The sequence below is a fragment of the Teichococcus globiformis genome (assembly GCF_042646265.1).
Lineage (GTDB): Bacteria > Pseudomonadota > Alphaproteobacteria > Acetobacterales > Acetobacteraceae > Pseudoroseomonas > Pseudoroseomonas globiformis.
Window position 1 is genome coordinate 345,561 of record NZ_JBHRTN010000010.1, and the last position, 13,612, is coordinate 359,172.

16 protein-coding genes are annotated in these 13,612 nt (G+C 61.3%); 6 read left to right on the plus strand and 10 right to left on the minus strand.

The genetic code is table 11. From position 1 onward, the window contains the following. Positions 1–63 precede the first annotated feature (63 nt). Genes ACFOD4_RS12470 through ACFOD4_RS12480 form a run of 3 tightly spaced genes read left to right on the plus strand, consistent with a single transcriptional unit; the run spans position 64 to position 2,698 of the window. Positions 64–609 carry a MarR family winged helix-turn-helix transcriptional regulator gene (locus ACFOD4_RS12470; RefSeq protein WP_379596850.1) on the plus strand — a complete coding sequence of 182 codons (546 nt, stop codon included), beginning with the start codon at positions 64–66 and terminating at the stop codon, positions 607–609. Positions 610–617: 8 nt separating this feature from the next. Beyond that, entirely contained in the window at positions 618–1,319 is a 702-nt protein-coding gene (locus tag ACFOD4_RS12475; protein ID WP_379596852.1) for a response regulator, read from the plus strand. Beyond that, complete coding sequence (locus tag ACFOD4_RS12480; RefSeq protein WP_379596854.1) at positions 1,316–2,698, plus strand: ATP-binding protein; 1,383 nt, start codon at positions 1,316–1,318, stop codon at positions 2,696–2,698. The genes ACFOD4_RS12475 and ACFOD4_RS12480 overlap by 4 nt, the downstream gene beginning before the upstream one ends. Here the strand turns inward: ACFOD4_RS12480 and ACFOD4_RS12485 are convergent. The 4 genes from ACFOD4_RS12485 to ACFOD4_RS12500 are packed head-to-tail and all read right to left on the minus strand — an operon-like array spanning position 2,695 to position 5,211. Next, positions 2,695–3,216 (minus strand): phasin family protein, encoded by a 522-nt coding sequence (locus ACFOD4_RS12485; RefSeq protein ID WP_379596856.1) that lies wholly within the window; start codon positions 3,214–3,216, stop codon positions 2,695–2,697. The genes ACFOD4_RS12480 and ACFOD4_RS12485 overlap by 4 nt on opposite strands. A gap of 1 nt (position 3,217) precedes the next feature. After that, positions 3,218–3,850, minus strand: coding sequence for a TetR family transcriptional regulator (locus ACFOD4_RS12490; RefSeq protein ID WP_379596858.1), 633 nt, complete (start codon positions 3,848–3,850; stop codon positions 3,218–3,220). A gap of 39 nt (positions 3,851–3,889) precedes the next feature. Beyond that, positions 3,890–4,711: a pyrroline-5-carboxylate reductase gene (gene proC, locus ACFOD4_RS12495; protein WP_379596860.1), complete on the minus strand. Its 822-nt coding sequence runs from the start codon at positions 4,709–4,711 to the stop codon at positions 3,890–3,892. Next, positions 4,708–5,211, minus strand: coding sequence for a type III secretion system chaperone family protein (locus ACFOD4_RS12500; RefSeq protein ID WP_379596862.1), 504 nt, complete (start codon positions 5,209–5,211; stop codon positions 4,708–4,710). Before ACFOD4_RS12500 ends, proC begins: the two co-directional genes overlap by 4 nt. 348 nt (positions 5,212–5,559) lie before the next feature. Between ACFOD4_RS12500 and ACFOD4_RS12505 the strand changes: the two genes are divergently transcribed. Genes ACFOD4_RS12505 through ACFOD4_RS12515 form a run of 3 tightly spaced genes read left to right on the plus strand, consistent with a single transcriptional unit; the run spans position 5,560 to position 8,158 of the window. Continuing rightward, complete coding sequence (locus tag ACFOD4_RS12505) at positions 5,560–5,970, plus strand: hypothetical protein (protein ID WP_379596864.1); 411 nt, start codon at positions 5,560–5,562, stop codon at positions 5,968–5,970. Beyond that, positions 5,967–7,307, plus strand: coding sequence for a glutamate--tRNA ligase (gltX, locus tag ACFOD4_RS12510; RefSeq protein WP_379596866.1), 1,341 nt, complete (start codon positions 5,967–5,969; stop codon positions 7,305–7,307). The genes ACFOD4_RS12505 and gltX overlap by 4 nt, the downstream gene beginning before the upstream one ends. Next, a complete protein-coding gene (locus ACFOD4_RS12515; protein WP_379596868.1) occupies positions 7,301–8,158 on the plus strand; it encodes an SDR family oxidoreductase in 858 nt (285 codons plus the stop codon). The genes gltX and ACFOD4_RS12515 overlap by 7 nt, the downstream gene beginning before the upstream one ends. 5 nt (positions 8,159–8,163) lie before the next feature. Here ACFOD4_RS12515 and ACFOD4_RS12520 read toward each other — a convergent pair whose 3' ends face one another. From ACFOD4_RS12520 to ACFOD4_RS12545, 6 genes are all read right to left on the minus strand, one after another. After that, positions 8,164–8,619: a molybdenum cofactor biosynthesis protein MoaE gene (locus tag ACFOD4_RS12520; protein ID WP_379596982.1), complete on the minus strand. Its 456-nt coding sequence runs from the start codon at positions 8,617–8,619 to the stop codon at positions 8,164–8,166. Positions 8,620–8,621: 2 nt separating this feature from the next. Next, entirely contained in the window at positions 8,622–8,879 is a 258-nt protein-coding gene (moaD, locus tag ACFOD4_RS12525; protein WP_379596870.1) for a molybdopterin converting factor subunit 1, read from the minus strand. A 633-nt stretch (positions 8,880–9,512) separates the two neighbouring features. After that, positions 9,513–10,130, minus strand: a complete 618-nt coding sequence (pgsA, locus tag ACFOD4_RS12530) for a CDP-diacylglycerol--glycerol-3-phosphate 3-phosphatidyltransferase (protein WP_379596872.1) — start codon at positions 10,128–10,130, stop codon at positions 9,513–9,515. Positions 10,131–10,154: 24 nt separating this feature from the next. Next, on the minus strand, positions 10,155–12,113 hold the full coding sequence (gene uvrC / locus ACFOD4_RS12535) for an excinuclease ABC subunit UvrC (protein ID WP_379596874.1): 1,959 nt from the start codon (positions 12,111–12,113) through the stop codon (positions 10,155–10,157). Positions 12,114–12,356: 243 nt separating this feature from the next. Then, entirely contained in the window at positions 12,357–12,773 is a 417-nt protein-coding gene (locus ACFOD4_RS12540) for a dihydroneopterin aldolase (RefSeq protein ID WP_379596876.1), read from the minus strand. Next, entirely contained in the window at positions 12,770–13,549 is a 780-nt protein-coding gene (locus ACFOD4_RS12545) for an SDR family oxidoreductase (RefSeq protein ID WP_379596878.1), read from the minus strand. Before ACFOD4_RS12545 ends, ACFOD4_RS12540 begins: the two co-directional genes overlap by 4 nt. Positions 13,550–13,612 lie beyond the last annotated feature (63 nt).

Genomic DNA, 13,612 nt, shown 5'->3' on the forward strand with positions numbered 1-13,612 from the left:
GGAGAGGCCGTGGAACAGATCTCCTGGCAGAACAACAATAGGTAGCAGAGGCGGAACGTGGTTATGCCAGATGCAACAGACGCCCCGATTGCCAGGGAGGTACGTCCTCCGCTGGCAGGTCGGCAGCTCCTGTTCCTGCGGGAAGAAGAACTCAGGCTGGCACAGGATCTACTGTTCTTCGGCTATCGTGACTTCACCGCTGGGCCAGATGCTTTACTTGAACAGATCGGGATGGGGCGTGCGCATCATCGCGTGCTGCATTTTGTCGGTCGCCACCCCGGCATCACCGTGGGTGATCTCCTCGCGATTCTCGGGATCACTAAGCAGTCCCTGGGCCGCGTTCTCACGCCGCTGATGGACAATGGATACATCACGCAGGCCCCTGGCCGCGCCGACCGCCGACAGCGCCTGCTCAGCCTGACCGGAAAGGGTGAGGCATTGGAGCGGCAACTGTTCGAGAAGCAGCGCGAGTGGGTCATGCGAGCGTACCGCGAGGCCGGGCCTGCGGCGGTTGAAGGCTTCCGCAGGGTGATGCGGGGACTGATGGGCCAGGAAGCGCGGGCGCAGCTGGATCGAGCCGCTTCCGCCAATTCCCTCAAATCCGTTTGAGGGACGCCGTGACTGGCACAGAGCCCCATCTCCTGGTCGTAGACGACGACGCACGTCTCAGGAACCTGTTGCACCGCTTCCTTTCCGAGCAAGGCTTTCGTGTCTCCGCTGCTGCAGATGCAGCCACGGCCCGCCAAGCCATGCAATCTATGGCTTTCGACCTGCTAGTTCTTGATGTGATGATGCCCGGCGAATCCGGCCTGGAACTTGCGGAAGGCCTCCGTCGCTCGGGCCATGAAGTACCGATCCTCATGCTGACAGCCGCAGGAGCACCCGACGACAGGATCGCGGGCTTCGAGCATGGCGCGGACGATTACTTGGCAAAACCGTTCGATCCACGCGAACTGGCGCTGAGGATCCGGACCATCTTGAGGCGAGTGGCTCCGCCCATCCCCGCGAGCCAGCCTTTGGCGCCTGTTCAGCTGGGACCGCATTGGTTCGATCCGGAACGGGGCGAATTGCGTGGGCAGCACGGCACACATCGCCTCACCGGTGGTGAGGCGGCCTTGTTAGTTGCCTTATCCCGTCGTGCGGGTGAGGTCTTGACGCGGGAGGAAATCGCGGCGGCCCTCGGAACACCGGATGCGGGCGAACGGGCCATCGATGTCCAGGTGACGCGACTGAGACGGAAGATCGAGCCCGATCCACGGGAGCCACGCTTTCTGCAAACCGTTCGCCATCGAGGTTATGTGCTGAGACCTGGAACATGAAACCGATGCCCAGCCCGGTACGCCCGCTCGTGCGATCGCTCGGTTCTCCTGTTCGTGGCATCCTTCCACGGGGACTGCTGGGACGAGCCCTGCTGATCATCTTGCTGCCATTGTTGATCCTGCAAGGCGTTGCGTTGCAGCTCTTCTACGGCGGACATCTGGACGTCATCTCCCGGCGCCTTGCAGGTGGGGTGGCCGGCGACATCGGCATGGTTGTCGAGTTATTGGGCCGTCATCCGGCAGAGGCTGACCGGGCCTGGATCTTTCGCGAAGCGGCCTGGCGTCAGGACCTGTCCTTGGCGTTCGAGCCCGGCGCAGCGATGGGGCCGCCAGCGATGCGCAGCGGCTGGCTTCCTATCCTACCCTTGGAAGACGATCTGGCCCAGGCACTTCAGGAAAGGGTCCGGCTTCCCTTCGACACCGATTGGGCCAGTGATCCGCGCAGCGTCATCATCCGGGTGCAGCTGCAAGACGGCGTGCTGCATGTGGAGGCGCCTCGAAAGCGGCTGTTCTTCGGCACCCTGTATCTCTTCTTCATCTGGCTCGTCGGGTCATCCTTGCTGCTCTTTGTGATCGCGGCCCTTTTCATGAAGAATCAGGTCCGCGCCATCCGGCGACTGGCCAGCGCGGCCGAGGCCTTCGGGATGGGGCGTGAAGTCGGTGCTATCAAGCCAGAAGGCGCCAGTGAAGTCAGGCAGGCAGCCGCAGCCTTCAACCAGATGCAGGGCAGGATCCGGCGGTTCGTGTCGCAAAGGACGGAGGTTCTGGCTGGCATCAGCCATGATCTCCGTACGCCGCTAACCCGGCTGCGCCTCGGACTTGCCATGCTGCCTCCTGGCACCGAAGACGATGCCGCAGCCATGACCGAGGATGTGGCCGAAATGGAGCGGATGATCGCGGCCTATCTGGCTTTCGCGAGAGGAGAAAGCACGGAACAGGCCGAACCGGCCGATGTATCTGAACTGGTCAGCGAACTGGCCCACCGGGCGAGGCAGGACGGAGCTATGGTGTCCGTGTCGAGCCCAGGACCCCTTATCCTTCCGGTACGCGCCGACGCTCTACGGCGTTGCGTCGGCAACCTGCTGGACAATGCTCGGCGGCATGCACGACGCATCGCGGTTGCTATCTCGGAAACGCCGCGGGAGGACAGCACGCGTCAAAGCGGTCACTGGGTGCTGATCACAGTTGACGATGATGGACCAGGCATACCGGAAGTTTCCCGTGAGGAAGCGTTCAAACCATTTACGAGCTTCTCGGCAGGAGGGACCGGGCTGGGCTTGGCAATCGCGCGCGATATCGCTCGTGCCCATGGCGGCGATATCGCGCTGGAAAGCAGTCCTCTCGGCGGTCTGCGCGCCCGTGTCAGGCTCCCTGCCTAGGCAGCGCCACCCGTCGGCTTGTTGACCATGCCCTTCACCTCATCCATCGCTTCCGCGAAGCGACGGTTGAGAAGGCTGATTGCTTCCGCGTTCGACTTCTGGATCAGGTCCGCCAGTTCCTGGATGTTGGAAACGGCGCGGCCATAGCTGGCTTTCAGCATTTCCGCCTGCTGCGTGGCCTTGTCCTGTGGGGAGGTCTCCGTGGAGACGCTTTGCAGCGCCTGAGTCATCTCACTCATGGACTGCTGAAGGATTTCCATATGCCGCCGGGCCACCGCCTGGGCACCTTCCAAAGCCACCTTGTTCGCCGCCGACAAAGCTTCGAAATTACGGCGTTGTGCGGAAGCCAGGGCTTCCATGTCCGGCATTGCCGGGAACCTGAAATCCGACAGCATGCGCATGATGTCCATTTCCGGCGGGAACTTCGGACCGTCCGACATGGCAAATCCTCCAGCGTGATTTCGGGATTCAAGTCTAGGCGGCAGGCACGGTTTCAGGAAGGCCGCGCCTTGTTGCATCTCAGAGACGCTGTTCTACTCCCGCGGCATCCTCCTCGCCCATCCGGAAGGTGTTCGCCACGCGCTCCGCCTTGTCCAAGGCGCGGTCGAGGGCAGCCATCGTGGAGCCGAGGTCCACGCTATCGTCCTGCTCCCATTCGCGCAGAGTACTCAACCACACAACCGAAAGTCCATTGACACGGAGCAGCCCGGCTGGACCGCACGCATTGATGTTCGAGGCTTCCAGCATCCATGCCATCGATGCAGCGATGATGGGCGTCATGGCCAGGGTCAGCAGGGGATCACTTCGCAGATCGCGGTAGAAGCGCAGAAGGCCAAGCCTATGCGGCTGCAGAGCATCCAGCCGCCGCATCAGTGTGTCGAAGAGCCGGTCCCGCGCGGAACCAGTGCTGGTGACTGGCGAGTTTTCCAGAACAGCTTGATCCACCAGGCGGGCATGCAGGCGGAGCAGTTCGAACTTGGCGGGGAAGCTTTGGCGCAATTCCGCCAAGTCCAGTCCCGATCGCGTAGCGAGATCGCTGAAGGAGAAGCCGTGCCAGCCGCGTTCGGCAACAAGAGGCCAGAGCGCATCCATCACGGCCGCTTCATTCTTTATCGGCGTCTCGTTCGTGGGACTAGGCAGGGCGTCGCTCATGGTCAGGGTCAGGCCTTCCGTCAGATGAAGGAAACAGTCTTATGACTGGCCCAGTTGCCTAGAGCGGCTCGTTGCCGCCTCAATGGCCTGCGGAACTGCTGAGGGCCATGCATCAGGTGCCATAAGAACTTGCAAAGCGCGCTCGGTTGTCCCTTTGGGGCTGGTGACATTGCGGCGCAGGATCTCTGCATCCAGATCGGTGGCGGCTAGCAAGCTGCCCGAGCCGATAATCGTCTTTCGTGCCAACCGCCGGGCCAATTCAGGCGGCAGACCATGCTCAATCCCCGCTTTCTCCAGCAATTCAACAAGAAGAAAGACATAGGCGGGTCCACCGCCGGAGATAGCGGTGACAGGGTCCAGAAGGGCTTCGTCGTCCACCCACGCCACGTCACCGACTGCGCTCAGTAGCTCGTCCGACAATTCTCGTTGAGTTTGATCGACTGAGCCCGATGCAACAGCACAGGTGAAGCCCTGGCGAACTGCTGCGGGTGTGTTGGGCATGGCACGTACCAGGCTAGCTTGAGCCACACCTACCTCGGCCGCCATCCTCGATAGCGTTTTTCCAGCCATGATCGAGAGCAGCAGGACGCCCGCAGTCGCATAAGCACTGAGGTAGGGCAGAACCTCTCCAGCCTGCTGCGGCTTCACCGCCAGAATGATGGCGACCGGGTGGAACTCAGCGGGAACTTCGCTCAGGGTGCGGACGTGCCGGATCCGACCGTCAGCCTTGCACAGGCTGATCTCACCGGGCTCGACAACCACCACCTCGCTGATGCCGCGCTCCAGCCAGCCTTGCATCATGGCTCCGCCCATTTTTCCGGAACCGATCAGCAGGAGAGGGGGCAAAACTGCCCCGGTCACGCTTCCCCCACACAGTCCAGCATGGCGGCCGCCAGTGCATCCACGGGGTTCTTCCCCCCCCAAAGCACGAACTGGAAGGCCGGGAAGAAGCGCTCACACTCGGTGATGGCGATATCCACCATGTCCTCAAGGCTCTCGGAACTGGCGCCGCGCGCTCCGCGCAGCAAAACGGAATGACGATAGACCGGAGCGCCATCTTCGCTATCGATGCCGAAGTGGCCGATCCAGAGTTTCTCGTTCGCCAATGCCAGCAGCTCGTAGAGAGGCTGCCGCTTCCCGGCAGGCACCTTGAGGTCAAAGGCGCAGGTGAAGTGCATCGCGCTGATCTCCTGCGACCAGGAGAAGAACAGGCCATAGTCACACCATTTGCCAGGCGCCTCGACTGCCATCTCGCCATCAGAGCGGCGATCGAACACCCACTCATTGGCGGCGACGATCTGTTCCAGCACGTCGAGCGGATTGACGGAACGCTCGCGATCGACGGTTTGCAAGCCGGACATCGCGGCACCTCCTTCCCTTAGATGGGGCAGGGCTACCCAGATCTTGGGTGAAGCCAGATGCCCACACCACTTCTTGTGGCATATCGCGGCGGCAAATCTCCCCGCAAGGGTCAAGAGACGAGTCGGACCGGCATAGGGCGACTTTCTCGTTGCGGTGCAGCAACTTGCAGGGGGAGCGCTGGGTGGACGGACGTGGAGGTAGACGCTACGACCGCCTTCCGAGCGCGAAGAGGTGCTGCGATGGCCGCCTCTATGGTGCTTGCCTATCAATCACTGCGTCCATCGGCCACTTCAACATCCTGGCTGTAGGACGCGCGCAGCCAGCAGCAGGCGCCTTATCGGATGGTCATGAACGAAAACAGCGGCGGCACCCTCTTCGCACCGGAAGGCGGATACGGTGTGCGGATCCTGGACCTGTCGGGCGGCAACGACGATGACCCGGTTGAAATTGTGGGATCTTTTCCAACTCTAACCCTCGCGAACGCCTTTGCACGCCGCTATGTCAGGGATAGCCTCGAGCGCTGCCGGATGCGGGGAATGAGCGCAGAGGATGTTTTGCAGGCCTGGCACACCTTTGGCGAGGACGCCGAGGTTGTGAACCGAGAAGGCGTTCCTGTCGATCAAGGCTGGAGAAGTTCCGACGAGATCAGCAGCTTCTCAGAGAATCCTGTTGAAGATCCAGAGGACAGGAATTGGCGCATCCTCGACCCTCGTGCTGTGGAGGAGGAGGATACGGATGATGGAGGAGACGGCGAATGAAGCTTAGGTTCGCGCCTAGTCCGACCGGATATCTCCATGTTGGCAATGCCAGAATAGCCGTCGCCAACTGGTTACTGGCGCGACAGGGCCATGGCAGCTTCGTGCTACGGTTCGACGACACCGACGTTGGCCGGAGCAAGCCTGAATATGCCGCAGGCATCGAGGAAGACCTCCGCTGGCTAGGTCTCGAATGGGATGACAGCTTTCGCCAATCCGACAGGCTGGACCGATACGGCGTCGCGGCTGAGCATCTGAAAAGGATCGGCCGGCTTTACCCCTGCTTCGAGAGCGAGGAAGAACTCCGCTTCAAGCGAGAGCAGCGTCAGAAGCAAGGCAGGCCGCCTGTTTATGACCGTGCCGCCTTGAAGATGACCCAGGAGCAACTTCAACGTGCCCTGGACAACGGAAAATCGCCCTACTGGCGCTTCAAGCTGGAACCACGGACCGTCACTTGGACAGACGGAGTTCTCGGCAGGCGGCAAGTCAAGTTACAGGCGATTTCCGATCCAGTTCTCATTCGCGCCGATGGCTCGTTTCTTTATACCTTCACCTCGGTCGTGGATGATCTTGACACAGGGATCACCGATATTGTTCGGGGCGAGGACCACGTCACGAATACAGGTGTCCAGATCGATATCCTGGAAGCCTTGCGGCCGCCAGCCAACACCATCCGCTTCGCGCATCTGCCCTTGCTGACCGATGCGGATGGCGGGCAGCTCTCGAAGCGCCTGGGTTCCATGGGGCTGCGCCAGCTGCGCCGTGATGGTATCGAGCCGGCTGCTGTCGCCGGGTATCTTGCCGCACTCGGTTCGTCGAGGGATCCAGTCGCCGCCCCGCCCATTGAACTTGTCGAGCGTTTCGAATTGGACCAGATCTCTCGCAGTCCGGCGCGCTTCGATCCCAGCCAGCTGCTGGCGCTGAACCGCCGATACCTCCATGGCCTGCGATACAGTGCCGTGAAGGATCGCCTACCGGCACAGGCGGGAGAGGAGTTCTGGCTGGCGGTCCGAGGGAACCTCGACATGCTAGCCGAAGCACGCAACTGGTGGGAGGTTGCGACAGGCCGGATTGACCCGCCTGATCAAGCGCACGAAACGGAGTTCCTGAAGGTCGCCCTGGAAGCGCTTCCGGCTGAACCTTGGGATGAAGCCACCTGGGGAAATTGGGTGAAGCGTGTTGGTACCGAAACCGGGCGCAAGGGCCGTGATCTTTTCCTTCCGCTCCGGCGCGCTTTAACAGGAGAGGATCACGGCCCTGAGATGCGCCTCTTCTTGCCTCTGATTGGGCATCGAAGGGCCGCAGATCGCTTGGCACATGCCGCCGGGTCACGATGCTAACCGCGGTGATCGGGGCTTCAGGGCGGTCTGGTTCTGCGCTCTGCCGAGCGCTGGCCTCGGAGGAGCATGCGTTCAGGCCGGTTATCCGCAGGCCTGAGGCCTGGCGTGCTCTCGGACTGCCGTCTACGTCGCCGATGCTTGCCGATCTGTCGGATGTGCCCGCTCTGAGGGCTGCGCTCGCAGGAGCCGACAAGGTCGTCTCTTGTGCGCATGCACGTTGGACACCGGCTATTTTGGAGGCAGCGCCACAGAATGCGACCCTGATCCTCATGGGATCGACGCGGCGCTATTCGCAATGGCCGGATGAGCATGGTGACGGGGTTCGGGCTGGCGAGGCCGCCTTCCTGGGTGGAGACAGGCCCGGCGTCATGCTGCATCCCACGATGATTTACGGAGCAGAGGGCGAGAACAATGTTCAGCGCCTCGCCGCGCTGATGAGGCGGCTTCCGGTGGCACCGCTGCCCGGAGGAGGCCACGCTTTGGTTCAGCCGATCTACCAGGCGGATGTCACAGCGTGCCTGATGGCTGCCCTGAAGCGTCCGTGGACTGGCCAGCATGTACTGATTGTCGCTGGACCTCAGGCGCTGCCGTACCGATCATTCATGGCTGAAGTGGCCCGACATGCCGGCGTGAGGATGCCACCGGTCATGAAAGTGCCTATTGCCGCCCTTCTTGCGGCCGCTTCGTTGATGAAGATGCTTCCTGGCCTTCCCAAAGTAGGCGTGGATGAACTTCGGCGCCTAACCGAGGACAAGGCTTTTGCGGTCGAGGACATGGAGAAGTGCCTCGGCATCCGAGGCTGCAGCTTGAGCGAGGGTCTACGCCGGACCTTTGTCGACAATGCCGCCTGAATAGCTCAGGCCGTTCCCTGCCACCGATCTGCGGCATCGTCATCGGCCTGTTTAGCCTCAACCCACCGAGTCTGACCGTCCGGAAACTCTTCCAGCTTCCAGAAGGGTGCTCGTGTCTTGAGCCAGTCCATAACGAAGCTACATGCGTCGAAGGCGTCGGAACGATGACCGCTTGCCATTGTTACCAGAACAATGGGCTCACCTGGAAGGATGCGGCCATAGCGGTGAATGACGAGGCAATCCAAGATCGGCCAGCGTCGCTCTGCTTCAGCTACGATGTCGCGCATCGCACGCTCTGTCATGCCGGGATAGTGCTCCAGCACAAGCGCGTTGAGGTTGTCATCCGCGCGGCAGAGCCCGGTGAAGCTGGCCACCGCTCCAACCTCCGGGCGCCCGTGTCCAACCGCTGCGCTCTCGGCTCCTGGGTCAAAGAGTTCCGGCTGGATCCTCACGACGCCCACGGTCAACCGCCTGTCACTGGCGGGAAGAACGCAACCTCGTCGCCGCCCTTTACGGGAAAGTCGGAACGGCGGAACTCGTGGTTCACAGCGGCTCGCACCTGACCAGATCTGTTCAAGGCTTCCGCATGAGCGGATGACCGGGTCGACAACCATGTCATCAGAGCGCCGACATCCCGCACATCCTCCGGCGGCGAAACGACCTCCTCAGCCATGCCGATCTTCTGCTTCACCCAGGCGAAGTACATGACCTTGATTGTCATGGGCGAGGTGCTGGCACCTGACGAACCGTGCCATCGCTGCCCATCAAGACCACGCTGGCCCCATTCGGAACGGCGACCCCGGTTTGCCCGTTGGGTCCTACATAGCGAAGCTGCGAGTCACCTCCTCCGCTGATGGTCACGCCGCCATCCGGCGTGGGGATCGTACGACCGGGCTGGTAGCGGCTCCTTTCGCCAACATCCTGGCCGGGTCGAGCCTCGAAGGCCGGCGAAGCCCCGGTGGGATAGGTATTCTGCTGAAGCAGATCGGGCGAGGTTGAACTGCCCCGAGGTGACATTCTAGGAGGAGGCTCGCCTTCAGGCCGGTTCATCAGATCAGGGCTACCCAGCGTTGCGCGTGGCGACTCCAAATCCGCGGCAGGCCAGACATTGCCTGGCGTCGGGAGCAGCGGTTCAACCGCCATGTCCCGTCCCTGGATCCGCTGAACGGTCAGGCTCTCTGGCGGTGCCTCGGTTCTGGGCCCAGTCAGGGCTGAGGCACATCCGCTTAGAGCGATCAGGGCCGTAATACAGGCGCTTGCGGAACAGAAACGGCTCAGCGAGGAAACCGATTTTCTTGTCATGACCGGATGTTCCATCATCGAGAGCCATACATGTTGCGTGGCCTCAGATTGCTCAAGGGCTTGGGACTTCCTTGCCGGATTGCGGCGTGCGGTCCGTGTCTTCCGCTTCGGCGTGGCGCAGCCCGGCCGATAGGTAATCCCACCCGGTAAAAAGGGTCAGGGCCGCAGCCAGCCAAAGCAGTACCTCACCTAGTAGCCCGATCGGCAGAATACCGACGCCAAGAGCCGCCGCTCCTCGGTCGCCGGCGAGCAGAACGCCCAGTGCCGTCATCTGGACGCCTGTCTTCCATTTAGCGAGACGGGTCACCGGCAGACCAACAGCGAGCCCGGCTAGGTATTCCCTCATGCCGGAAACCAGGATCTCGCGGAGCATAATGACGATGGCCGGCAACAAACCCCAGAGCGAGAGGTGCGACAGCCCGGCCAAAAGCATCAGCGCCGCACCGACCAGCAACTTGTCGGCGATGGGATCCAGCATGCGGCCGAACGCCGAGGTTTGCTGACGGCTCCGGGCGATCTTGCCATCAAAATAGTCGGTGATGGCCGCGACGGAGAACACGGCGCAGGCTCCGACATCCCCCCATGGCGATTGCAAGACCGCAAACATCACCAGCAGTGGCACCGCGGCGATGCGGGAGAGGGTCAGAAGATTGGGCAGATCGGTTGGCAAGACATTCCCTTCCCGGTGGGACCATCAGCCCTTACCCAAATTAGCTCCGGTGGCGCCAGGGTGGAAATGATCATGGATGCGTGCAGCCATCGATGGACCCACACCGGGGCAGTTCCGCAGATCATCGAGCCCAGCCTGCCGCACACCGCGAGCCGAACCAAAATGATTCAGAAGCCGCCGCTTTAGAGCACTACCTACGCCTGGAATCTCATCCAGCTCCGATTTGCTGATGGCTTTTGATCGTCCGGCCCGATGTGTGGTGATGGCGAAACGATGCGCTTCATCGCGAAGGCGCTGCAAATAGTAGAGCACGGGATCACGGGGCGCCAATTGGAACGGCGCTACACCTGTGCGGTGGAACCACTCGCGGCCAGCATCGCGGTCAACACCCTTTGCGATTGCCACAAGAGGAATGTCGTCAAGACCAAGTTCGGCCATCACCTCGCGGGCAACACTCAGTTGTCCTGCTCCTCCATCAATCAGCACCAGGTCTGGCCAAGAGTCGCCGAGCCGCTCGGAATCCTCCTTCAGGGCCCGGCCGAATCGGCGCTCCAGCATCTGTCGCATCATGGCGAAATCATCGCCTGCAGCCATGGGCGCTTTATCCATATCCGCCGTGCCGGGAAGTAAAAGGGCGGGAGCACGGACACCGCGGTCCATCGCATATTTGCGATACGCGCCCTTCATGAAGCCTTCGGGTCCGGCAACCACCATGACCCCGTAGGCATGGCTGCCTTGGATGTGGCTGTTGTCGTAGATCTCGATGCGCCGTGGGGGTTCAGGCAACTCGAAGAGCCGCCCCACACCATCCAGAAGCGTTGCTTGAGCGGCGCCTTCCGCCAGTCGCCTTTCGAGAGCTTCCCGGGCGTTGGTGGCCGCATGTTCGACTGCAGATCGCTTCTCGCCTCTCTGAGGACGATGAAGCTCGACCTTGCGCCCCGCCTTCAATGACAAAGCCTCGGCCAACAGGCCGGCATCTGCCAGATCATGCGACAGGAGGATCAAGGGAGGCGGCGGAAGATCATCGTAAAGCTGTGCCAGAAACGCGGAAAGCACCTCTTCAGGTGAAGCATCATCCTTGGGGTGGCTGGGAAAGAACGGGCGATTGCCATTGTTGCGGCCGCCTCTGAAGAAGAAGACCTGGACACAGGATTGGCCGGCCACCTGCTGAAGGGCAACAACATCAGCGTTGCCAACACCATCCAAATTGATGCTGTTCTGCCCCTGAATGTGGGTCAGGCCTCTGATGCGATCCCGGAGGGCCGCTGCACGCTCGAACTCCAAGGAGGCTGCGGCAGCTTCCATGTCTGCCGCGAGCCGCTTTTGAATGGAGGGTGTCTCGCCAGACAAAAATTGCTTGGCGTCCCGCACCAATGCGGCATAGCCCTCAGGGGACACGCGCCCGACGCAAGGTGCAGAACAGCGCTTAATCTGGTGTAGCAGGCAAGGTCGATCGCGACTTTCGAAAACCGTGTCTCTGCAGGACCGCAGAAGAAAAACCTTCTCCAGGGCGGTGATGGTCTGGTTCACCGCCCAGGCACTGGCGAAAGGGCCCCAGTAGCTGGCGCCCTTTCGCCGCTCGCCCCGATGCTTGGCAATTTGAGGAAAGGAGTGATCCTCGGTCAGGACAAGCCATGGATAGGACTTGTCATCCCGGAGCACGATGTTGAACCGTGGCCTGAGCTTCTTGATGAGATTGGCTTCAAGCAGCAGAGCCTCGGCTTCGCTGCCTGTGGTGATGATCTCCATCTGTCGCGTCGCATGAACCATGCGGCGCAACCGCTCCGGAAGGCGGGCGATTTGCGTGTACGTTGTAACGCGCCGCTTCAGGTGGCGCGCCTTGCCCACATAGAGCGCTTCTCCACCTGCATCCAGCATCCGGTACACTCCGGGCGAGGATGGCATGGTGGTCAAGGCGGCCTCGATGACCGCCACACCCTCAAGTGACTGATGTTCCTGCACGTTGAAGGAAGCCTGCTCCATAGGTGAGGTGAACCATGACCTTGCATGAGGCTCAAGCTGTGACACGACCACTGATCGGTTTTCCACCGTTGCTGTGGATAAGCCTGTGGGTCAGTGAGTGGTTTAAGGTCGGTAAACCGCCGCCACAAAGGCGCTGCAAAGATGTGCCGCTTTCTTGGGCAACAAGAAGCTCGGGATTCATCAAGCCGAGTGCAAGGTCAACATTGGTGGTCGCGTTTCGCGGTTGCATGATTGTCGAAGCTGCTAGGTTCGCGTTGTCTCACCGCATGAACGGACACGCTCCACCGCGACGCCCAGAACTGCTCCATTGCCGATCGCATCCGGCTTCTCGACGCGAACCTGCACTTGAACAATGCGCGCATCCTGCGCCAGTAGCTGCGCAGCTATCTTCTCGGCGAACGTTTCTGCCAGATTGATATGTCCGGCATTTGCGATGTCATGGACTGCCTTGACCGCCATGTCGTAGTCGACCACGCGGCTCAGATGATCCTCCCCGACGCCATTCTCGCTGGGTTGCTCCCGAACAAGCATGTCGATGCCCACGGTGACCCTTTGTTGCCCGCTTATTTCATGCGGATAGACCCCTAGGTACATGGAGATCGTCAGACCACGTACAAAAACACGCCTCAGTTGGCGCCGCGCGTCCGGTTGAAGGGTCATCGGGAATCGTTCCGGCGCGTAGAAGGTGACCATTGGAGATGCTGCCCGCCATCCAGAGTAATGATCTGGCCTGTCATGGCGGGCAGGGCGAGGATCATGATAACAGCCTGCGCCACTTCCTCTGGAGAGGCGCCGCGGCCGAGAGGCGTCGAGGCCGCCTGACGTTCAAATTGCTCCTCACTTTGACCTGGGCTAGGCAATGTTGGACCAGGACCAATGCCATTGACGCGGATGCGGGGAGCGAGGGCCAGGGCGAGGCTCTGTGTCAGAGCCCAAAGTCCTGCTTTCGATAAGGTGTACGTCATGAAGTGCGGCGTGAGAGCCAAAACCCTCTGATCAAGCATATTGATGACTACACCCTCGGCCGCCTGCGGGAGGGTCCGCGCCATAGCCTGGGTCAGAACAAACGGGGCCCTGAGATTCGGCTCAAGGTGATGATCCCAGAGAGCCCTGTCGGCATCGAACCATTCGTCTCGAATAAAGGTCGAAGCATTGTTCACGAGCAAGCCGAGCGGCCCCAGCACGTCCGTCGCCGCCGGGACCAGGGAATGAGCCTCCGCTTCCACGTCCAGGGCCGCCTGGACGATCACGGCACGTCTACCAAGGCTCTCAACCAGATCCTTTAACTCCTCCGCTTCCCGCTGGCTGGTCGAGTAATGAAGCGCCAAGTCAAAGCCTGCTTCGGCCAGTTGCAAACAGATGGCTCGCCCGATGCGCTTGGCGCTGCCTGTGACCAATGCCGTCCGGGGTATGGTGGAAGGAATAAGGTGATGCATGGGCCATGCTTGGCGGCTTGTGGTTGCATCGTCCAGCCTTGCGCGATGGCTTCGACGAAAGGC